General features: G+C 42.7%; 16 protein-coding genes and 1 tRNA gene. 8 read left to right on the forward strand and 9 right to left on the reverse strand.

What is annotated here, in order from left to right; genetic code table 11:
• Positions 1 to 107: 107 nt before the first annotated feature.
• Positions 108 to 2,999: a glycerol-3-phosphate acyltransferase gene (locus PI95_RS03405; RefSeq protein ID WP_039752671.1), complete on the reverse strand. Its 2,892-nt coding sequence runs from the start codon at positions 2,997 to 2,999 to the stop codon at positions 108 to 110.
• A gap of 455 nt (positions 3,000 to 3,454) precedes the next feature.
• Positions 3,455 to 3,571 (reverse strand): RNA polymerase subunit sigma, encoded by a 117-nt coding sequence (locus PI95_RS35010; protein WP_236116912.1) that lies wholly within the window; start codon positions 3,569 to 3,571, stop codon positions 3,455 to 3,457.
• Between the two features lie 360 nt (positions 3,572 to 3,931).
• On the opposite strand from PI95_RS35010, the gene PI95_RS03410 reads away from it, so the two are divergent.
• Positions 3,932 to 4,900, forward strand: a complete 969-nt coding sequence (locus PI95_RS03410; RefSeq protein ID WP_039752673.1) for a GDSL-type esterase/lipase family protein — start codon at positions 3,932 to 3,934, stop codon at positions 4,898 to 4,900.
• A gap of 174 nt (positions 4,901 to 5,074) precedes the next feature.
• Positions 5,075 to 5,554 carry a pentapeptide repeat-containing protein gene (locus PI95_RS03415; protein ID WP_163518566.1) on the forward strand — a complete coding sequence of 160 codons (480 nt, stop codon included), beginning with the start codon at positions 5,075 to 5,077 and terminating at the stop codon, positions 5,552 to 5,554.
• 66 nt (positions 5,555 to 5,620) lie between these two features.
• Here PI95_RS03415 and PI95_RS03420 read toward each other — a convergent pair whose 3' ends face one another.
• Positions 5,621 to 8,602: a zinc-dependent metalloprotease gene (locus tag PI95_RS03420; RefSeq protein ID WP_039753939.1), complete on the reverse strand. Its 2,982-nt coding sequence runs from the start codon at positions 8,600 to 8,602 to the stop codon at positions 5,621 to 5,623.
• Between the two features lie 479 nt (positions 8,603 to 9,081).
• Between PI95_RS03420 and PI95_RS03425 the strand changes: the two genes are divergently transcribed.
• Positions 9,082 to 10,800 carry a pentapeptide repeat-containing protein gene (locus tag PI95_RS03425; RefSeq protein ID WP_039752675.1) on the forward strand — a complete coding sequence of 573 codons (1,719 nt, stop codon included), beginning with the start codon at positions 9,082 to 9,084 and terminating at the stop codon, positions 10,798 to 10,800.
• Between the two features lie 131 nt (positions 10,801 to 10,931).
• Here PI95_RS03425 and PI95_RS03430 read toward each other — a convergent pair whose 3' ends face one another.
• The gene (locus PI95_RS03430) at positions 10,932 to 11,525 is read right to left on the reverse strand and encodes a MarC family protein (RefSeq protein ID WP_039753941.1); all 594 of its coding nucleotides are present in this window, start codon (positions 11,523 to 11,525) and stop codon (positions 10,932 to 10,934) included.
• Between the two features lie 225 nt (positions 11,526 to 11,750).
• On the opposite strand from PI95_RS03430, the gene PI95_RS03435 reads away from it, so the two are divergent.
• Positions 11,751 to 12,566 (forward strand): carbon-nitrogen hydrolase family protein, encoded by an 816-nt coding sequence (locus PI95_RS03435; protein ID WP_039752676.1) that lies wholly within the window; start codon positions 11,751 to 11,753, stop codon positions 12,564 to 12,566.
• An 18-nt stretch (positions 12,567 to 12,584) separates the two neighbouring features.
• Here the strand turns inward: PI95_RS03435 and PI95_RS35525 are convergent, their stop codons facing one another.
• Positions 12,585 to 12,821, reverse strand: coding sequence for a hypothetical protein (locus PI95_RS35525; protein WP_236116908.1), 237 nt, complete (start codon positions 12,819 to 12,821; stop codon positions 12,585 to 12,587).
• 4 nt (positions 12,822 to 12,825) lie between these two features.
• Here PI95_RS35525 and PI95_RS35530 point away from each other — a divergent pair, with 4 nt between their 5' ends.
• Positions 12,826 to 13,158 (forward strand): plastocyanin/azurin family copper-binding protein, encoded by a 333-nt coding sequence (locus PI95_RS35530; protein ID WP_336507019.1) that lies wholly within the window; start codon positions 12,826 to 12,828, stop codon positions 13,156 to 13,158.
• A 98-nt stretch (positions 13,159 to 13,256) separates the two neighbouring features.
• Here PI95_RS35530 and fba read toward each other — a convergent pair whose 3' ends face one another.
• The 3 genes from fba to PI95_RS03455 all read right to left on the reverse strand — a co-directional run bounded on the left by fba (position 13,257) and on the right by PI95_RS03455 (position 15,705).
• The gene (gene fba / locus PI95_RS03445) at positions 13,257 to 14,336 is read right to left on the reverse strand and encodes a class II fructose-bisphosphate aldolase (RefSeq protein WP_039752678.1); all 1,080 of its coding nucleotides are present in this window, start codon (positions 14,334 to 14,336) and stop codon (positions 13,257 to 13,259) included.
• A gap of 364 nt (positions 14,337 to 14,700) precedes the next feature.
• A tRNA-Lys gene (locus PI95_RS03450) sits at positions 14,701 to 14,772 on the reverse strand.
• Positions 14,773 to 14,835: 63 nt separating this feature from the next.
• A complete protein-coding gene (locus tag PI95_RS03455; protein WP_039752679.1) occupies positions 14,836 to 15,705 on the reverse strand; it encodes an aldose epimerase family protein in 870 nt (289 codons plus the stop codon).
• A gap of 88 nt (positions 15,706 to 15,793) precedes the next feature.
• Here PI95_RS03455 and PI95_RS03460 point away from each other — a divergent pair, with 88 nt between their 5' ends.
• Positions 15,794 to 16,570, forward strand: a complete 777-nt coding sequence (locus PI95_RS03460; protein WP_039752680.1) for a Uma2 family endonuclease — start codon at positions 15,794 to 15,796, stop codon at positions 16,568 to 16,570.
• 202 nt (positions 16,571 to 16,772) lie between these two features.
• Here the strand turns inward: PI95_RS03460 and pdhA are convergent, their stop codons facing one another.
• Complete coding sequence (gene pdhA / locus PI95_RS03465; protein ID WP_039752681.1) at positions 16,773 to 17,807, reverse strand: pyruvate dehydrogenase (acetyl-transferring) E1 component subunit alpha; 1,035 nt, start codon at positions 17,805 to 17,807, stop codon at positions 16,773 to 16,775.
• Positions 17,808 to 18,541: 734 nt separating this feature from the next.
• Here pdhA and PI95_RS03470 point away from each other — a divergent pair.
• Positions 18,542 to 20,821, forward strand: coding sequence for an IMS domain-containing protein (locus PI95_RS03470; protein WP_039752682.1), 2,280 nt, complete (start codon positions 18,542 to 18,544; stop codon positions 20,819 to 20,821).
• A 431-nt stretch (positions 20,822 to 21,252) separates the two neighbouring features.
• A complete protein-coding gene (locus PI95_RS03475; protein ID WP_039752683.1) occupies positions 21,253 to 22,392 on the forward strand; it encodes a sulfate ABC transporter substrate-binding protein in 1,140 nt (379 codons plus the stop codon).
• Positions 22,393 to 22,426: the final 34 nt, after the last annotated feature.

Raw genomic sequence — 22,426 nt, forward strand, 5'->3', positions numbered from 1 at the left:
ACTACAAGATTTAGGTGCGTTAGCACTTTTGCATAACGCACCCTACTGGCTAACTATAAACTTGTTCCCAGTCTCAGACTGGGAACAAGGAAGCGATAAATCGCTTACTACGGTCTTAAATCATTAGATAATTCCACAATGCCGCGATAGCCATCAATTCTGACTCGCTGACCATCTTGCAGCAACCAGGTAGCACCACGGACATCCATCACGGCTGGTATACCATATTCACGAGCGACGATCGCCCCGTGAGATAATCTTCCACCAGCTTCGGCAATTAAGCCACCGGCTCTGACTAATAGCGGTGCCCAGCCGGAATCGGTATAAGGCACTACCAATATCGTCTCTCGGTCAATCTCTGGTATATCTTGTAAATTCCGCAACACCTTGACTCTTCCCTCGGCTTGTCCGTGACTGGCGGGAATACCTTGTAATATTTGATCGGAGGTTAACTTAGAAAGAGCTAGCGGGACGGGGGGAGCATTGCCGTAAACTAAAAGAGGTATTTGATTTAATTGACTGTCTTCTGTGAGTTGCGATCGCCTAACTAACACTGACTCTTGCAACTGCGAAATTAATCGAGCATCCCAATTTTCTATCAATTGCCGCACTTCATTCAATTCCAGAAAAAAGATATCCCCTTTTTCCTTCAACAAGCCGGCTTGTAACCAAATCTTCTCCAAAGCCAAAAAACACCAGCGCAACTCACCTAACAAGCGCGAGTATACCTCAGTAACTCGTCCTTTGAGATCCACGCGCTGCTGTACAAATCCTCGCTTTTTCTTTTGTTTTCGCGGGCTATAAATTCCTTCTAAATTATCTATCAGCGGTTGGTTATCCTGCATCAACTGCACAAATAACTGCTTTATCGCTTGGGGATCTTCCTTCCAGGTGGGAACGGCAATATCAGTTCCGACTTCACTTAAATAGCCGTAATCTTGAAGCAATTCGTCGAATTGTTGTAAAATTTTCTGCCCTTCTGGGGTTGGTGCTAATTGCTCAAATACTTGCTGTGGTTCGACTGAAGGTAATACCTGTTTGGCATCTGCGGCTAATGCACTCAGTTCGCGCATTGCTGCTACTTCTGGTGTGACGCTGTTATCAATTTTGCCATCTTTTACGCGAAAAATTCCTTGACGCAGCGCTACACTCAAAGGTGCTAAAATGCTGTAATAAGTCGCAATTCGCAGCAATTCTAAGATAAAGTCAATTCTCTTTAACAATCTCGGCGGATCGAAGTCATCGATAAATTCCTGCGTCAACTGCGACAAACCAGGCACAAATCTTCTGTGATAATCGCGCTTAAAGTCTTTTTCTAAATTTAATTCGCGTCTGAGCAACTTCGCCAGTCCGGGTAGATTCTTTAAGGTAGAATCCAAAGGCGGTTTACTCATCTTGGAACCTCTGGTTAAAAATTCCAGACTTTCCGGCGGTAAACCCATTCTTAAGAAAATCTGCCCTAAGAGGGATGCATTAAAATATGCTCTAGAGTAGTGAAGTGTGGCGGTTTCTTTAAAGTCTAATCCTTCTGCGCGATCGCCTAAAACGATTGTAAAAAGTTCTCCCCAGACACCGCAAGTTAAAGGACGGTTAATCGACCAAGTTAAGGGACGAATCAATCCGGGAATTACTTCGGCGGCGATTTTGCGAGTCCAAATTGGTAGTAAAGTGGTGATAGGTCGTGCTTGTAATATCCAAAGTGTTTGACCGTCATAACTCCACTCGATATCTTGGGGAATGCCGTGAAAACGTTCTTCTAAATGTCGGGATAAGTAAGCAACTTGTTTAAGTAAAGCTTGTGGTACTTGTCCTGAACCTTCTAATTGCACAAACTTAAAATTTTCGGTTTCGACGACAAAAGCGCGATATTGTTCTGGTGTAACTCGTCCGGAAACGATTTGCGTCGGACTTCCTGGTAAAGCTTCAATGACGATTCCTTCTCCTTGTCGGGTAATCGGATCGCGGCTGAAAGCTACCCCAGAATAAACACTTTGGACTTGTTGTTGAACTAGCACTGCCATTGCTGCTTCTTGGGAACCGCGATCGCGTCGATATTGCATCGCAGTTGGTTGATTGTAAGAAGCTTGAGTTAGGGCGATCGCTTCTCGCAACTCTTGTTTGTTGGTAACGTTTAAAATTGTTTCATACTGTCCGGCAGCAGAAGCTTGTTCTGAGTCTTCCCCAATCGCCGAGGAACGCACCACCAGAGGCGATAATTCTGAAGGATACATAATTTCTACTAATGCTTCTGCGTCGTCAGAAGGCGCCAGTACCCACCCTTTCGGCACTGGATAACCCCAGCGCTTAATTTGAGATAAAGTAGCTGCCTTTTGTCCGAATAACGCAGCATCCAAATCGTCATCTAAAGAAACAATATTTGTCTCACCGCGCAAAAATTTATTAGCTGCTTGCGAATCTCTTTGCGCGTTTTCGGTTGGTAAATTCAAGTCATCCGGAATTCGTTTATAAATCCAGCCAAGTAACACCGCTAAAGCGACAGCAGCGATGATTCTCGGTAAATCCTGAGCGTGCAAAAGTGTGACAAGCAAAGGAAACAATACCAAAACGCCGTATTTTACCAATTTTTTGTTGCGAACAACACTAAAAGTAATAGTTACCAGAAAAAGCACAAATCCAGCTACCAGCGGATCGTGTACGGCAAATCCCCAAGCAACATTTGTCGTTCCAGCACCTTTTGCTACCCAGTATCGTCCTACTACTAAGGCAATCAGGGCAATCAATTCCCAAGCCGATCCCTCTCCAAAGAAAGCACGGGCAAGTAAGACAGCGGCAATTCCCTTCAACGCTTCTGACAATACCGCGAGAATTCCTATTAGTCTGCCACCGTGATAAAATGCGGCTGAAACACTAATATTACCAGTACCTACGTGTGCTAATTGCCGCCCATTTAAAGCTTGGGTAATCCAGTCAATTAGCGGTAGTGCCCCCAGGAGGGGACAGGCAATTAAAATAATTAAGGCACCCCAGAGTTCAAACATTGTGGATTGTGGGTTTGAGATTTATAGTCTTGGCTCTTTGTGCCGTCAACAAAGGCGATTTTTTCATATAGAAACCAAGGGCAGATGCATCTAAAATTTTGGATGCCTTTGCCGATAAGAGTTACATAAATTAATAAATATAAATACTTGGGGGTTGAAACCGAAGTCAAGTACTATAAGTAATTTAAAAATAATATAGGTAGACGCGTGCGTTTAAGCTTAACTGCGTTACTGTGTTGATCGCATCTAGAATACATTTCACACCCTGTTTTCACGATAGCCAGATTTAACTTCTTATATGTGAAATTTCAACTCGAAAATATAAAATTTTTATAAATTATTTTCAGAGCGTTTTAGGTAGCTGGTGAGAAACACTTAAGACAAAGATAAATTGGTCAGAACTTTAAATTTGGCAAACTTTCCTTGCGAGTGTCCCTCAACAGCTGCTAATATCCTTAGTTTATCGCATAGGCAGCTTGCAGCGCCCAAATAATTAGAGCAGCGATCGACCCCAAAAGCAGCACGGTAGAGATAGTTACCGCTTTTGGAGAATCTGCGCCCTTAAACTTCATGATTCCTCGGTTTAAGTCGGACATAGCGATGTGCGCCTCCTTTGATAAGCGTGCTCATTTGCCCGCTTTGATTGTAGTCTTTCTATTTGCATGTGCAACTAAAATTAAATTAATTTTCAGCAAAGCTGGGCAAAATTTACATCCCTAATATTACCTATGTCTTTAGACGTAGATTAAGGCTGAGACAATTTTCTGACTGATATCAATCAGTCAGATTTACCGTAAATACACTTAAAGCTGAATTTAAGCAAGATTGAAGTAGTTAAGTATATATCGCAACTTGTTTTTCCGATTTTTTGGTAGAATTTATTACTTTATGTCTCCCTAACTTTTGTTGGAATCATTTGAGGGCGTTGAAAGGTGAAAGTTGCGCTTGTAATAATTTTGATGGTATTAGCCGCACTGTTTGTAATGATAGAGGTAGGACTGCGATCGCTTTTTGGTTTTGGCAATCCTCCAATTTACATCGGTGATGAGCAGATTGGTTATTTGTTAGCACCAAATCAGCGTACTCGTCGTTTTGGTAATCGCATTGAAATTAATCAGTATTCTATGCGAAGTGCGCCAATAGAAAAAACTTGTTCACCCTCAACGCTGCGGGTGCTGCTATTAGGCGATTCTATCGCCAATGGTGGCTGGTGGACAGACCAAGATAATACAATTTCTAGCTTAATGATGCGTTCTTTGAGTGGGGCAAATCTCGGTAAATATCAGGAAGTAGAAGTGCTGAATGCTTCAGCTAACTCTTGGGGTCCGAGAAATGAATTAGCGTATTTGCAGCGGTTTGGAACTTTCAACGCTCAGGCGGTGGTGTTACTAATTAATACCGATGATTTGTTTGCTACGGCTCCGACATCTTTACCAGTGGGACGCGATCGCAACTATCCAGATAGTAAACCGGCTTTAGCGTTGGTGGAAGTATTTGAACGACAAATACGAAAACAAAAGTTAATTCCAGAATTGAAAGCAGTGCAAAATGAGAAAGGCGATCGTGTCGGGATTAATCTCGAAGCAATTAGCAAAATTCAAGCACTGACTCGTGAAAATAACTGTGAATTTCTGTTAGTGATGACTCCCTTACTGCGAGAAATTGGTAAACCAGGTTCGCGAGATTATGAAATTACCGCACGTCAGCGACTCAAAGATTTTACCGCAGCGCAGCAAATTACTTATATAGATTATCTGCCGACATTCAACGCCATCAAAGAGCCAAAATCTATCTATCAAGACCACATTCACCTTAACTTACAAGGCAACCAGCTTGTGAGAGAGAAAATTGAGCTTAAGCTTATTGAGTTATTGGGACATGGTACACCACATCAAGCTTGATTTGATGGCGATATGTTTGTAGAGACGTTCCACCGGAACGTCTAAGCGTGTTGATATATATTTCTATGAAGCAAGCGATCGACAAGCATACAGACTCTAGCAAAATAATAATTACGTAGTAAGCGCTTCAGCGCTTTAAATTGAGCGATAAATCGCTCACTACGAAACTTCTAAATGTCTTCGTGTGGTTTGGCGGATTTGAAAGGCGTAAATTTAGGTGGAGCCGATTTGAGTGGAGCTGACCTCAGTCGAGCCGATTTAAGTGGAGCGGATTTGAGTCGGTCAAACTTAACTGATGCAGACCTAAATGGAGCCAACTTAAAGGATGCAAATTTGAGTGAGGTAAACTTTATTGGGGCAGACCTGATTAAGGTAAACTTGGAGGGAACTAACTTGAGTCGCGCTGATTTGCGGAGTGCAAATTTAGTGCAGGCAAACTTGATTGGAGCTAACCTCAGCGAGGCAGAATTGAGTGGAGCCGATTTAAGTGGAGCCAATCTTCAAAAGGCAAATTTGATTGGCAGCAATTTGAATGAAGCAGAATTTAATAATACAAATATAAATGGAGCGACCATCACTGAACAAGAAATTGCTGGTTCAACTATGCATGTAGGCTTATCTCACAAATGGGTGACATCGGCTGGTGGTTGCTAAACCCATCGAGCGGAGGATCTCTCGTTACCAGTCTCTGACTGGTAACGAGGAAACCCACGGGTGTGGTTAATTACCTTGCAATGGGGCGTTTAAAACTTTGTCGATCCGATCGCGTGTTTGTAATAAGTGCGCTTTCGTATATTCGTCTTTTGAATCTGCCCCATTAAGTTTTTCTTGCAATTGTTTTAACTTATACCATGCCATTGTCCGCGCATCTTCGGGTACTCGTTGTTTTCGCAATACCATCGCTGTCAACAAATCGAGATATTCTTGTTGCAAGCCTCGGCGCAAACTACTAATTTTCATTTGCTTGCCGTCTGGTTTGAGAACTTCTGTCCAGATGCCATTTTGTAGAGTATCAAATAGTTCTGGCAAAGTCAAAGCTTTCCCAGGAGGACTTTTAAGTTCAATGTCGCTGAGTCGAGAAATGCGATCGCTTGATAGCAATTCTCGCAACACCATACTCTGCATGTTTAATATCAAATCGTGTATGGGATAATCCAAACGCCCAGTACGAGTTCTACTACCCCAATGTCGCCACCGCGATGGTGCTAATTTATTCAGCAGTTCCGGCGAGAAGGTGAGCGCATTTTCTGCAAACATATATTGTTGTAATGTCGCTAACGCTTGCCGTTGCTTTTCTACTGTTACTGGTTCAAACGGTAATCTACCTTGACTATCGCCTCCTTTAACTCGGTAAAAAGACTGTCCTCCAATGTATTTAGTAGTATAATAAATATTCTGAAAATAGTTACTTAATACCGTACTAAAGCGTTCCGTCACATCACTGTAACTATCTCCAGCTAGGGGATAACGCTTATTTAGCCTATCCCACATTACACGAGAATTTTCTAACTGCCACTCCGAATAAAGCAGCACATTACTACTATTGTCCCAAGCATCGGCAGTCGGGTCGAGGTCAGACACATCCTCATCTGTAGAATAACTTAACTCAGGCTTGTCAGATTGTTGAGCGATCGCACTCAACGCGGGTTTTTCCGCTGCGGGAGTAGTTGCTGGAATTGATGTGTAGCCGTATTTAATTGCCCATTCATCATAAGGTCCCACCATATTTGGAAAATAATCTCCCTGCTTCACTCCTGGAGGTGCGATATTCGGGGGGATATAATCCATCACCGAGGTAGTTAAACCTTTGCTGCGAGTGATTTTAGTATTGTTCATTTCTTCTGGAGGCAGTAAAGTACTACCACGGAAGTTATGACGTAAACCGAGAGTGTGTCCAACTTCGTGAGCAATAATTAAGCGTATATATTGATGGATATAGTCTTTTACTTGTTCGCTAGTCGGGGGTGTGTTTTGCAACAGTGACATTGCTGTTGTCCCAATCGCAAATTGATTTGCAGCTTCTAAGCCATAGCACAAATCGTACTCACCTGCCATTTTCGATAAACGATTTAACAATTTCTTTTCAGCTTGCGGCTTTTGGTTGGGAGTATTGTTAGCTTCTAAACCATTGGTGCAAAGCAGCCGATTTTGCATCAACGCTGATAAAGAAGTGCGATTTTCTCCTTGACTCGGTTGGACAATATCGCGATAATCTTTTTTCAGGGTGCGGACAAAGCTAGCGTCTACTAAAATATCTGCGTCTAAAATTTCCCCAGTTAGCGGGTTAACGCGAGATGGTCCTAGGGCAAAATATCCATCCACCGTGTTAATCCAGCGGATAGTATTGTAGCGGATATCTGCCGGGTCCCAAGCAGCGTTATCCGGCATTTGCTGCACTTGAATCGCATCTTGGAATCCAGCTTTTTCAAAAGCTTTATTCCACATGAGAACGCCTTCTTTAATTGCATCGCGGTATTCTAGAGGAACGGCGTTATCAATCCAAAAAACAATCGGTTTTTTCGGTGGAGAGATTGCCGCATTCGGATCTTGTTTTTCCAACTTCCAGCGATTGATGTAGCGGACAAACGGATCGCCGCGATCGTCGTCAGATAAATCTTGATAAGCGGTGATAAAATAGCCAACACGTTCATCAGCCAAACGCGGTTGATAGTTGTTTTCTGGTAGTTGAGAAATACTGTAATGCACCCGCAGGGTAAAGCCACGGTCATCAGCTAGTGTAGCAAAATTTGGTACAGGTTTGTCCTTACTCCCGCCGCCGGTGAAATTTAAAATAGATTCAATTTCCATGTTTGCCGGGAAGGTTTTAGCGTTACCAAAATAGGAATCATCTTTACTAGCGGGAATTCCCAAACTCGCGGATACTCCTGCTATGTCGGTAAGTAGCAAGTCGCTTAAGTCGATGAGAAGAGTTTTGCTTTGGGAGTTGATGCTTTTGATGGGGATGGTGTAGAGAACCGAATCACTAAAAGAACGGGCAAGCGATCGCGCTTGTGGATCTCCTTCGCGAGTACGAAAATTAACATTGCGGACGACAAAATGCAACTTATTATTTACCCGTTGGAAGTAAAATAAAAAATCTTGCAAAGGCATCCCGCTATAAATACCGCGTTCGCCAATCCCTGATTCTAGCGTTGCATTGGCGAGATAATTTTTATTTAGTTGCTCTGGTTTAATTTCTAAATAAATTTTATTCTTGTCTTTATTACGGTATAGGGTAAACAGTCCCTGTTGTTTTTGGGTGTCTTTAATTACCTCATCAAATTGTTGCAATTCATCCTTTTTGGTTGGTTTGGTGGTAGTATTAGGCTTTTCATCCGGTTTGTCGGGGACTTTTCCGATTTGTAAAAATGGTTGCTGTGCAGCTTTTTTGTTGTCTTTAACGACCCAAATAAAAGGCTGGCGCAAAGCGTGTTTGTTACTGTCGATTACCCATACTTGTTCTCTCGGTAGCCCAAATTTATTGTTTAAATTAGCATTTCCTTTCTGGGAGTAGCGCGGTGTAGAAACAGAAAAAGCCTCTCCACCCGTCACTTCTGTCTTCTTATACCTTTGTGAGTCAGGTGTACCCTTGTGCAAAAAGGTGTCACTGACCGCATTAACAGACGGTGACTTAGCGCTAACGCTGTAAATTGATAGACACAAACCATGCAACAAAATCACACAAAACGTTAATCTGTTCATTCGATCCATTCCTGAAAATGACCCCCTAATTAATTTTTAATTTTTTTTCAGCGAAGCAAGGTTGCTTCATTAACTTATGTCAATGAAAAACACGTCTTAGCTGCTTAATATCAAGCAGAAAGCTTGTAGTTTAGTTTTAACCGACATTTTGAGCTTTGTTATACTTTTTTGCTGTAGTATTTTTGCTAACAATTGCCTTTGTAGCAGAGAGTACGTATTATTTTTACATTGAATCTGGAAATATGCTGAAAAAAAAGTATAGCAATTTGACCAAATTGATAAAGTTTACTGACAATCGAAAAACTTTTCAATCTGACATTTTACTTTTAACCAAAGGAAAAGCAAGTTAGAACTCCCTCAAAAATCATGGTACTAAATAATACTATTTGCCAGAAAGACTAATTCCGCAAAACATAAAAAAATCTTTAGGTAATCTTCATCAAATCATCAGTAGGTGTATAGTAACTACGGACACAATAATGGCACATTTGTCTCAAGTCTGGAAGCGTTTGATAACTTATCTTCAGGGGACAGAGTTACAACAGATGCCAACGACAACATCTGTGGAAGCCGAAGTAATTTTACCTCTAGAAAAGAATATATTTGAACAAGATAAAAGTATTGAGTTTTCCCAAAATAATTTGCACGAATTTATATTTCCCGAACAGCTGCAAAAAAGCTTAGAAGAATGGACAAAAGCAGGTAGTGGTTTGAGCTTTAATAATAGCGATCGCCAACTACACGAGCAGATTTACAATATTTTGGGCAACGGCACGCTGACACCAGAAATAGTCGAACAAGTAATCGACTTGCTGACTACCAGTCAAGAATTTCGACCTATGCTGCTTTTCCAGCGCTTAGAAAATTTTTATCGCCGATGGTGTCAAGGAGAATTTATCGATGCTGCACCTGATGATAACTTGCCTCAGAAAAAAATGTTGCAGTTGCAAGCACAAAACATTACCGTCGGACTGCGACAGATAGACATACAGACCGGACTAAACGTGATGATTTTGCTTTTAGAATTACACCGTTATGCTCAAACAAAAGACGACTTAAAGCAAAAAATTAACTTTTATCCATCTTCCCAACCAGGTCAAGAAAATTTTTTCACATCTCAACTACTGCGAATTATTAGCTATAGCGATGCCATTGAAATTGGCAATTTTAGCAACATAGTCGGGGAATTTCTGCGAGGTGGCAACTTTAGCGGTGCTTACCTTGGCGATGCTAACTTAACTGGCGCTAACTTCAGCCAAGCCAACCTAAAAAACACTTACCTCGGTGATGCCAACTTAACTGGCGTCAACTTTAGCAATGCTAACCTCAAAGGTGCTAACCTCGGCGATGCCAACCTCAGCGGCGCCAACCTCAGCAATGCGAACCTCAGCGGTGTTGACCTCAGCAGCGCCAACCTCAGCGGTGCAAACCTCAGTGGTGCAAACCTCAACCGCGCTGACCTGAGTAGCGCTGACCTCAGCAGCACCAACCTCAGCAATGCTAACCTCAGTAGCGCCAACCTTAGCAGCAGCAACCTTAAGGATGCTGACCTCAACCGCGCTAACCTTTGTGACACCATCCTCTTTGGTGCCAACCTCAGCGAAGCCAACCTCAAAGGCGTCAACCTCAACCATGCCGACCTTTGCCGCGCTGACCTCAGCGGTGCTGACCTGAGTAACGCCAAACTCAACGGCACCAACCTCAGCGACACAATTCTTTTCAGCACCAACCTGAGTGACGCCATCCTCGTAGCTGCTGACCTCAGCTATGCCAAACTCAACGGTGCCAAGCTAAATCATGCCAACCTAAGCAGCGTCATGTTCTTAGGTGCTGACCTCAGCGACACCGATTTGAGTGGAGTGACTCTCAACCAAGCTGATTTGAGTGGAGTAACTCTCAACGATGCCGACCTCAGTGGGGCTGACCTCAGTGAAGCTGTACTCTTTGGTACAGACTTCAGCGGCGCCAACCTCAGCAGCGCCAACCTCAGTGGCAGCAACCTCAGCGGTGCTATTTTCAGCAGCGCCAACCTCAGTAATAGCAACCTCAGCTACGCCATTCTGGGCAATACCGACCTCAGCGACGCTAACTTAGAACAGTTGACTTGGAATGAAAATCAACATTGGCAAAATGTGCGCGGGTTAGATACAGCAGTTAACGTACCAGACGCCTTAAAGCAACAGCTGGGATTAGGGTGAGAGGAGGGAGGGGGAGAGTGGGGGAGTGGGAGAGTGGGGGAGTGGGGGAGGAGAAGAAAAATAAACAACTTTAAGCGATCCTCTCCTCCCCTCCTCCTCTGCGTCCTCTGCCCCTCTGCGGTTCGTTCTCTCTAACTCAAAAACAACTCCTTAATTCCCGTACTACCAATCTCTATCGCCAACGCAGCCAACAGGAAACCTAAAAGTTGAGTAATAATCACCTCACCTTCTGCACCAATCCACTTGTCAATATAATTACAGAAGCGCAAAATCAACCAAGTAACAAACATTGCCGACAAAATCCCCAGCGTCACGCTTAAATTAGGATTGGCGGCTGACGACATTAACAGCATTACCGTCGTCAGCGTACCAGGTCCGGCTAACAATGGCAAAGCTAGCGGCGTAATTGCGATATCTCTCTCTTGGTCGAGTACAGGAGTATCTAATTCACCTTGAAGCATTTGTAAAGCGATTAATAGCAGCAACAGTCCTCCAGCTATCCGCAAAGACCCCATGCTGACGTCTAAATAACTTAAAATGAATTGACCGCCAAAAGCAAAGACCAAAAGAACAGCGATCGCTATCACTACTCCTTTATCTATTACTTTGTTTCTTTGCTGCGGTTCCATCCCCTTAGTCAGAACTAAAACTATCGGTATATTACCCACTGCATCCGCAAGAACAAACACAGCAACAAACGTTTTAACGAAAACAGAAATATCCACAGCAGAGACTTTATCAAGGTTTTCTAACAACCTAACCTCAAACTAGTTAATTTTTCCACAACCCGTAGCAAGATTAAGATGATGATAAGTTTCCGCAAAGTGTTCGTTGGTTAATAAATTCAGGGAAGATAAAGCAATGGGGATAGAGTCTGTCTTTGCAACTACCAAAGTAAAGATATATTTGATAATCTATCCCTTACAACTCCACTGTTCGTTATTGGATTTATGAAGTCATACTTAGCCGCCGCTATTCAAATGACCAGTGTGCCAAATCTGGAAAAAAACTTGGTACAGGCAGAGGAATTTATCGATTTAGCCGTCCATCAAGGTGCGGAATTAGTAAGTTTGCCAGAAAATTTTTCGTTTATGGGCGAAGAAAAGGATAAACTTGCTCAAGTTGAAGCGATCGCCAAAGAATCGGAAATATTCCTCAAAAAAATGGCGCAGCGCTATCAAGTTACCATTCTCGGCGGCAGCTATCCAGTACCTGTAGATAACATCGGCAAAGTCTACAATACTTCCACACTCATCGACCCCAACGGTCAAGAAATTGCCCACTACCAAAAGGTACATTTATTTGATGTGAATGTCCCTGACGGCAATACTTACCGCGAATCTAGTACAGTAATGGCTGGTCAGCAAATACCCCCGATTTATTTTGACGAAAAACTCGGTAATATCGGACTTTCTGTTTGCTATGATGTCCGTTTTCCGGAACTTTACCGCCATTTATCTCACAAAGGGGCAGATATTCTATTTATTCCGGCAGCTTTCACCGCTTTTACTGGTAAAGATCATTGGCAAGTATTACTGCAAGCGCGGGCAATTGAAAACACCGCTTATGTCATCGCACCGGCGCAAACTGGAGTAAATTACGCTCGTCGTCAAACCCACGGACACGCGATGATTATCGATCCTTGGGGTACGATTTTAGCCGATGCTGGTGAAAAACCGGGAGTAGCGATCGCCGAAATCAATTTCTCTCGGCTAGAACAAGTTCGCCGTCAAATGCCCAGCTTACAACATCGCGTATTTATTTAGCTGGTTATTTGCGAAAATTTACAGTTCGATCGCCTTGTGGGATGGTAAACTCACAATCTCTAGAAAGAAAAAAGTTAGTGCTTTGGCGATCGCACTTGTATGTAAACCAATGAAAACTTCAATTAAGTTTTTTTTCCTTACTGCTGTTGTTTCACTGCTTTGGGCATGTGGTAATGACACCGCACAAACAACTCCCGCTAATTCCCCAACCGCTACAAACTCTAATTCCCCAAACGCTACATCAACTGCTGGCACTAAAATTCAAGTAACTGCCACAGAGATGAAGTTTCAATTATCTCAGTCAACAGTCCCAGCTGGACCGGTGGAATTTGAAACGACCAACAAAGGTAAAATTCCTCACGAAATGGTAGTGATTAAAACAGACTTACCACTAGATAAGCTACCACTTGAAGGCGATAAGCTTGACGAAGATAAAGCCGGAAAAGAAATTGGCGAGATTGAAGAAGACGACCTCAAAAGCGGTGTCACAAAAACACTCAAAGTTAACTTAACTCCCGGTAAATATCTCATCGTCTGCAACTTACCCGGACACTTCAAAGCCGGAATGAGAACCTTCCTCACCGTCCAATAACACCAAAAAACCGGGTAATATTCCAACCCGGTTAAATAATCTTAATATGAAAAACCCGTAATGAGCGCCGTAGTGAGCGCTTCAGCGCTCATCTCACCTTAAACCTTAGCAGTAGCCTTAGTCACAGCATTAAGTTCGCCTTTAGCATACTTAGCAGCAAAATCATCCAAAGAGATTTGCTTAATCTTGCTAGCGTTACCAGTAGTACCAAATTGCTGATAGCGTTCAGCACAAACCTTCTGCATATACTTAATCGAAGGCTTGAGGAAGTGACGGGGGTCAAACTCCTTCGGATTTGCAGCCAAAGCTTCACGCACAGCAGCAGTAATCGCCAAACGGTTATCAGTATCGATGTTTACCTTACGTACACCGCTCTTGATACCTTTTTGGATTTCTTCTACAGGTACACCGTAAGTTTCGGGAATTGCACCACCATATTGGTTAATGATAGCGAGCAAATCTTCGGGAACCGAAGAAGAACCGTGCATTACCAAGTGAGTGTTAGGTAAACGGCTGTGAATTTCTTCAATTCGGCTGATTGCTAAAATTTCTCCGGTCGGCTTGCGGGTAAACTTGTAAGCACCGTGGCTAGTACCAATCGCAACTGCCAAAGCATCTACTTGAGTTTGCTCTACAAAGTCAACTGCTTGGTCGGGGTCAGTTAAAAGTTGATCTCGGTCGAGTTTACCCTCGAAACCGTGACCATCTTCAGCTTCACCCATACCAGATTCGAGAGAACCCAAGCAACCGAGTTCACCTTCAACGCTGGCGCCTACAGCGTGAGCTACTTTTACCACTTCGCGGGTAACGTTGACATTGTACTCATAGCTTGCTGGTGACTTCGCATCTTCTTCCAGCGAACCGTCCATCATCACGCTGGTGAAGCCGTTACGAATCGCCGAATAGCAAGTTGCAGGGCTGTTACCATGATCTTGGTGCATGGTAATGGGAATTTGAGGATAAGTTTCTACCGCAGCCAAAATCAAGTGGCGTAAGAAATTTTCCCCAGCATAAGAACGAGCGCCACGAGAAGCTTGTAAAATCACCGGGCTATCTGTCTCTAGAGCAGCCTTCATGATTGCCTGAATCTGCTCCATGTTGTTCACGTTGTACGCCGGAATGCCGTAACCGTTTTCAGCCGCGTGATCCAACAGCAGCCGCATTGGTACGAGCGCCATAGATAGTCCTCCTAATGTGGTAGTCAGCTAGTCGGTTTGAGACAAGCGCAATTTTTACGCTAATCTTAAGACTTTTTTCAACTTTATATAGGAAATTATAACTAGTGTCGGGTGCTAATGCTGAAAAACTTTACCACCTTCAAGCCTGATTATAAGGGACTGGTGACTGCAAGAAGTCAACTATAAACAATCAAAGGCGATCGCGTAAGTGATAAAAGTTGCCCAACGGTTCTCAAACAAACCCCAAACGCAACATACGAGCGAAGCGCGTTCGCGCCCCTCGTCCTTTATAGCGGAAGCGAGAATCGCAAGGTGCGGCGGTTCGCACGCGAGTTACTTCAAATCTAAGGATACTGCTTTAATATGGGTCGCCCGGGATTCGAACCCGGAACTAATCGGTTAAAAGCCGAGTACTCTACCGTTGAGTTAGCGACCCGTTGAGTTTTAAACTCGCAACTTTGTCATTCTACCACATCTATCTATAGTTTTGTAAAGGGGTTTAGAAAAAATTTGCTGTCAACTTCACCGTTGCCGAACAACTAGCTCCAGGTTCAAGTATAGTCAGGTGTTCGCCAGTATTGATAGAGTTTCGAGCAGCGCTCCACGGTTCCAGACAGTAGAAATCTTTGCCTTTCAACGTCCAAAAAACCAAAATCGGAAAAGCATCATCGTAATCTAGAGTCAATTTTAACTTGCGGCTGCGGTCTGTCACACTAGCAGATTGACTTGTTAGCTGTTTAAAAGCAACGTCAATTTCATCGCGGTTGAAGTCAAAATCACCGTTAAAAGAGTGCATTTCCTTGGTTTTTTGGTCTTGATACTCGTTGCTAGGGATTTCAAATTCTAGCTGAGTTTTATCATTCGTCACAAAGTACGGATGAAACCCAAAAGAAAAAGGCATCGGTGAAGATGATTTATTTGTATAATTCTGCTGAACTTCTAAGATATTACCTTGCATCTGGTAGGTAAAAGCCAGTTCAAAGTCAAAAGGATAAACCGCTCTTGTTTGCTCGTTGCTATTGAGGACTACGGTAAGGCTAGCTTTATCTTGGGTCACTTGATTCGTAACATCCCAAGGTAAATCGCGAGCAAAGCCATGTTGTTTGAGAGTATACTGCTTACCTTGAGAAGTGTAAGTATTATCCGGTAAGTTGCCGCAGATCGGAAATAAAATCGGATTTCCACCTCTAACGCTCAATTCCGGATTAGTAAAGCGTTCCGTATCTAAGTAAAAAATTTCTTCACCGTTGACGCGCCATTTAGTGATGATACCACCGCGTTCCGGTACAACCTCTAATTGTGAATTAGTGCTTTCGTCCTTGAGGACGTAGGTTTTGTATTGTTGCTCTTGAAGTGCGATCGCAAACATTGCTTTCCTTTTTGTAATGATTAGTCAAGTCAAACAGTCGCCTACTATCAGTTAAGCTATAGCTAATTGGTCATCTCTGTTGCTTATTATGTACCAAGTAGACCCTCCTCTTCCTCCAAAAGAAGTTCTACCAACGATGTATGATCTTCCCAGTGAAGATCCAAAGGAGCCAGGTTTGCCCGACGAATTTCATGATTTTCAACCTCAACTTTTGCGAGAAACCTTTCATCCGCCTAATTATCGACCAGATGAGGTATTCGTCGCCAGCGATTTAAATCTTTATTACGATATACGTCATCCTTTGTGGTATAAGCGTCCTGACTGGTTTGGAGTAGTTGGCAACTCTAAATTATATGAAGATAGAGATTTACGCTTAAGTTATGTAATTTGGCAAGAGGGTGTAAGCCCCTTTGTGGTAGTTGAGTTACTTTCCCCTGGTACAGAAAAAGAAGATTTGGGGCAAACTTTACGCACTGTAGATGAACCACCGACAAAATGGCAAGTGTATGAGCAAATTCTACGTGTACCTTATTACATCGTCTTTGACCGCTACACAGATAGGTTAAGAGCCTTTATGCTTCAGGCAGACCGTTATGTGGAAATGAACCTAGAGGAAACACGTATTTGGATGCCAACTTTAAAACTAGGTTTAGGACTGTGGCAAGGTACTTATCAAGGCATTGAGCGGCTCTGGTTGCGTTGGTATGATGCCAATGGAAATTGGATATCAACACCAGGAGAAGAGATGCTACAAGAGCGTCAAAGGACAGTGCAAGAACGTCAAAGAGCCGAGCAAGAGCGTCAAAGAGCCGATCGCTTGGCAGCGCGTTTAAGAGAATTGGGTGTAAACCCGGATGAGGTGTAGGGGAGTGGGGGAGCAGGGGAGGCAGGGGAGGCAGGGGAGGCAGGGGAGGCAGGGGAGGCAGGGGAGGCAGGGGAGGCAGGGGGAGCAGTTTTTGAGCAGGGGAAGTTAAAATTACCAATGCCCGATGCCCAATGCCCAATGCCCCGTGCCCAATTCCCAATGCCCCATGCCCCATGCCCAATGCCCCATGCCCAATTCCCTTTTATTCGTCTTCTGCAAAGACAAAGCGATATAATTCGCTGCTATCAGGTTCGGGACTGCTTTCGGCAAATTTCACCGCTTCGGCAATTCTTTCTGTGATTTTGCGATCAATTGCTTTGAGTTCTTCGGCAGATGCTAAATTTTGCTCTATTAAATGATTAGCTAACTTCTTAATTGGGTCACGAGCAAACCAAAATTCTTTTTCGGCTTGCGATCGCATTTCGTCTGGGTCAGCCAATGAGTGACCCCGGAAACGGTAAGTTAAAGCTTCAATTAATGTCGGACCTTCTCCAGCACGAGCGCGGGCAACAGCTTCTTCGGCTACTGCTCGCACGGCTAGTACATCCATACCGTCTACTTCCACGCCCACCATGTTGAATACACTGGCTTTTTTGTAAATCTCTGGCTGGGAAGTTGCGCGATCGTGAGCCATACCGATCGCCCACTTATTATTTTCTACCACAAAAAGAATCGGCAGTTTCCATAAAGCCGCCATATTCAACGTCTCGAAAAACTGACCGTTATTTGCCGCACCATCACCAAAAAAGCAAGCTGTTACTTGGTCTGCGCTTTCATCTTTTAAAACTTCGCGCCGATATTTACTTTGAAAAGCAGCTCCTGCTGCTACCGGAATACCCTCAGCCACAAAAGCATAACCCCCCAGCAAGCGATGTTCCGCAGAAAACATGTGCATCGAACCACCGCGTCCTTTACTACAGCCGGTGGCTTTACCAAATAATTCCGCCATTACCTCTTTTGCTGGTACTCCCGCACTCAAAGCATGAACGTGGTCGCGGTAAGTACTGCAAACGTAATCTTCACCCGGTCGCATCGCTTGGATAACACCAGTGGAAACCGCTTCTTGACCGTTGTACAGATGGACAAAACCAAACATTTTGCCTCTATAGTACATCTCGGCGCACTTATCTTCAAAGACGCGCCCTAAAACCATATCTTCGTACAACCGTAACCCAACTTCTTTGGTAATCTGCGCGGATGCCGCTGTAAATGTGGGTAATGTGCGTTCTTGAACCATTATTTTGTTAGTATCCCTGTGGTAAAACTTAAAGTTACTATGTTAGATAAGTTGCTTACATTCGGCGTAAGCTTGTACAAAGATAACGTTGTTTGGAGTTAACAAGTTACAAATTCACTCTCAATGGCTGCTAAAAAGTAAATAGTTTTTAATTTGATTTTTAATTTTCACTGCTCCTTGGAAGTTACCATCTGCGGAACTTCCGCAGTTTGGACTTTTCACCACTCACCCTTATAGATTATCAATCAGAATATAAAGATTTCTGCATATCGATTAACAATTTTGAGAAATTGGTGGCGGCAATTTATATACTTCTGTAAAGAGTTGTATTTACAACAAAGCCATGATATACTACGCTACGCTTGTTATCAAGATGAAATTTATCTAGCGGTGCTTCTCTATTTTGACTACCGGGGAAAGTACCTCTGAATTGTTTGCAGGAATACAATCTATCGATCTCACGCTCGATAGTTAAATTTATACTCCTGCGAGCAGAAGATTTATGGTACTACGCTGTGGTGTAGTATTGTTTAATGTATAAAATTGATGACAAATCAGTTAAACCGGAAAAATTTAATAAAAATCAGCAATAAGGCAAAAGATTAAGTAGTATACAAATTTATTTTCACTTCACACTATGAAGGTGTGTCAAGAAGATAATCTGATGGCACGGTTTTACATGCCGGGAATGCTCGAGATGAATGATGTTGATCATGCAGCAGGGGAAGTAAGCCGTGCGAATTCCGCTAGATTACTACCGAATTTTAGGATTACCGTTGGCGGCAAGTGATGAACAATTGCGGCAAGCATACAGCGATCGCATTGTCCAACTACCGCGACGTGAGTATTCGTCAAGTGCAATCACTTCCAGAAAACAACTTTTAGAAGAAGCGATCGTGGTATTATCAAATCCCAAAGAACGTAGCAGCTACGACCAGCTTTATCTGGCAAACGTCTACGACCCGGAAGGAAGCACGACAACTAGTGCAGTAGCAGTCGAAAATCGCTCTTTTGAGAACAACGGTACTACCGAAGCTAAAAGTCTGGGCATTGACATTTCCCAAGATGAATTAGTTGGTGCTTTACTAATTCTGCAAGAGCTTGGCGAATACGAACTTGTAGTCAAACTAGGTCGTCCCTACCTGGTTAATAAAAATGGAGCAGTAAGTGGCGCAAATGTCAATAGTCTGACCAACGAAGAATATCATGAACGTCCAGAACGTCCAGATATTATTCTCACCGTTGCCCTTGCCTGTTTAGAACTGGGTCGTGAAGAATGGCAGCAAGGTCATTATGAAAACGCAGCGCTTTCCTTAGAAACAGGTCAAGATTTGTTAATTAAGGAAAATTTATTTCCCAGCGTGCGATCGGAAATTCAAGCAGACCTTTGTAAATTAAGACCATATCGAATTCTAGAATTACTCGCACTACCTCAAGAAAAAACCGCCGAACGACGTCAAGGCTTGGAATTATTACAAAACGTTTTAGAAGAGCGCGGGGGAATTGATGGTACTGGCAATGACCAATCTGGTTTAAATATAGATGACTTTTTGCGATTTATTCAGCAACTACGTTACCACTTAACAGCCGCAGAACAACAGAAAATATTTGAAGCTGAAAGTAAACGTCCCTCGGCAGTCGCTACATATTTGGCTGTGTATGCCTTAATAGCGCGGGGATTTGCTCAACGTCAACCTGCTTTGATTCGTCAAGCAAGGCAAATGCTGACACGTTTGGGCAAGCGTCAGGATGTACATTTAGAGCAGTCTTTATGTGCCTTACTTTTGGGGCAAACTGAACTTGCAACTCGTTCTTTAGAACTTAGTCAAGAATACGAAGCTCTAGCTTTTATTCGCGAAAAATCTCAAGACTCTCCTGACATGCTGCCGGGACTGTGTTTATACGGAGAACGTTGGTTGCATAACGAAGTGTTTCCTCACTTTCGAGATTTGGTAAATAACCAAGCTTCTCTAAAAGAATACTTTGCCGATGAACAGGTGCAAGCTTATTTAGAAGGTTTGCCAACGGAAGTACAAAAAAGCAATGAAACTGTAACTAATCGGCAGTTTTCTTTTCAAACACAAACAAATACTTACCCCCACCGCAGTAATTCAACTGCGAGTTATCGTCACTCCAGCACAACAGAGAACGGGGAAGTTTTAGAAACACCAATTCAAGTAAAATCAGTTCATTCAAACTACTCACCACCCAGCTTTACAACATCTACATCTGTTAATGCAACAGAACAAAATAGTGTGGCACAGGTTGCGAGTGCTGAACCTATCGCTTCTAGAACAAATCATAATTTGAATGGTTCGGCTAAAGCTAATGCACCCGTTCAAACGAATAAGCGAAGGAGACGAAAACCCGCTCATTCTCAACCACAGCGTTTTCCTAACTCCTTAGAAGGAAAAACGCGCTTAGTGTGGATGATATTTGGCTCTTTTGCTGGTATTGTAGTTTTGTGGTTTTTGCTCACCTCATCTTTGGGATTATTAAAAAATCTGTTCTCCCCTGCGCCATCTTTAAAAGGCGAACAGTTGTCTGTGCAACTTAATGAACCACCAATACCGATTCCTGACCCAAATAGCAAGCCACTGTCACCACCAGGACTTTTGACAGAAACCACGGCACAGGAAGTCGTTAAAAGTTGGCTATCTAGTAAATCCGCAGCTTTGGGAGTCAATCATGAAGTTGACAGTTTAGAGGAGATTTTAATCGGTTCAACTTTATCTAAATGGCAGGCAATTGTTCAAGAGGATAAAGAAGAAAACCGCTATCGCAAATACACCCACACTGTAAAGGTGGAATCTGTAAAGACGACTGAAACTGACCAAAATAATGCGACGGTTGACGCGACGGTAACTGAGTTAGCAGAGTTTTATGATAACGGGCAAATTAATCAGCAAAAGTCTTATAACGAAAAAGTTCGTGTTAGATATAATTTGGTTCGTGTAGATGATAGCTGGCGCATCCGAGATATGTCAGTTCTCAATAAAACAAGTGAAAGCTAATAACCCGGCGTTGCTAGTTACAATCCGACAACGATTAAAATCGCTGTCTCATATATAAAGTCCGTTAAAACGGACTAGAAATCTCAATCGCGTTAGTCGGTTTATCCCTTCTTGTACTTTTAGATAACAATTTTAATCGTTGTCGGGTTCGGTCTAAAATCGATGGAATAATAACTAGCAACTTACGTTAATAAGAGCATTATGACTGAACTCAACCATATATGAAGACAATATTAAGGTATTTGTAGGGTGTGTTAGCGCTTCGCGCTAACGCACCCTACGTATATAAACTCAACCATATATGAATAAAATATTAAGATATATTAAGAAAAGTTAAATATAGATGTAACTCTTGCTTTTTTCCTTCGGTAAACTCTATTATACTTACAATCTACGGTAATTCGCTCAAGATGCCGTATATAAGGTGTATTATGAGCAGATGGCAATTGAGACAATCAGTAGGTAGAGCGATCGCCCAAATGCAGACTTATGTAATCAAAAGTTTGCACTTGATATTATCTGAACGAATTAGAAAAAGCTGGTCAAATAGGCGTGTGCATTTTCTATGTCTATTTGCCGTAGGTGTCATTTTAAGCACGGCAATAACTGCCTGTGGAAATGCTTCAGCTTCTAAATCTGATATTAAACTGCGGCTGGTTTCCTTTTCTGTTACAAAAGCTGCTCACGACCAAATAATCCCGAAATTTATTCAGAAATGGAAGAAAGAACATAACCAAAACGTCACTTTTGATACTAATTATGGTGGTTCTGGCGCTCAGGCTGCTGCTGTTATCGGGGGTTTGCAAGAAGCAGATATAGTACACCTAGCGCTTCCCTTGGATGTGAATAAAATCCAACAAGCAGGTTTGATTAAATCAAATTGGGAAACGAGAGCGCCAAGAAATGGTATTGTTAGTAGGTCTGTAGCGGCAATTGTGACCCGCGAAGGCAATCCCAAAGGTATTAATACTTGGGCAGACTTAGCAAAAGATGGGGTGAAAGTAATTGCTGCCGATCCGAAAACTTCTGGGATTGCGATTTGGCAATTCCTAGCTTTTTGGGGTTCGGTGACTCAAGCCGGAGGTGACGATGCAACAGCATTAGATTATGTTACCAAAGTTTATAAAAATGCTCCATTTTTGACAAAAGATGCGCGTGAAGCTAGCGATTTATTTTTCCAAAGAAATGAAGGGGATGTCTTAGTTAACTACGAAAATGAGGTAATTTTAGCGGAAACGAATGGACCGAAATTACCTTATGTTGTACCACCAGTAAATATTTCCATCGACAACCCAGTAGTGGTAGTTGATAAAAATGTCGATAAACATAATACAAGAGAAGTTGCACAAGCATTTGTTGATTATCTTTATTCAACAGAAGCCCAACGCGAATTTGCGCTCTTAAAATATCGTCCTGTTAATCCCACCGTCACCCAAGAAGTGGCATCACAGTATCCCAAAATCGAAACTTTATTTACCGCTCAAGATTTAGGCGGATGGGATATTCTTCAGAAAAAATTCTTTGGGGATGGCGCAATTTTTGATCAAGTTAAGGCTAAAAGTAAAGCCTAGATATTCTACCAACCATTTTATATATTAAATGTGG

This window comes from Hassallia byssoidea VB512170 (assembly GCF_000817785.2).
GTDB classification, from domain to species: Bacteria; Cyanobacteriota; Cyanobacteriia; order Cyanobacteriales; family Nostocaceae; genus Hassallia; species Hassallia carrinoi.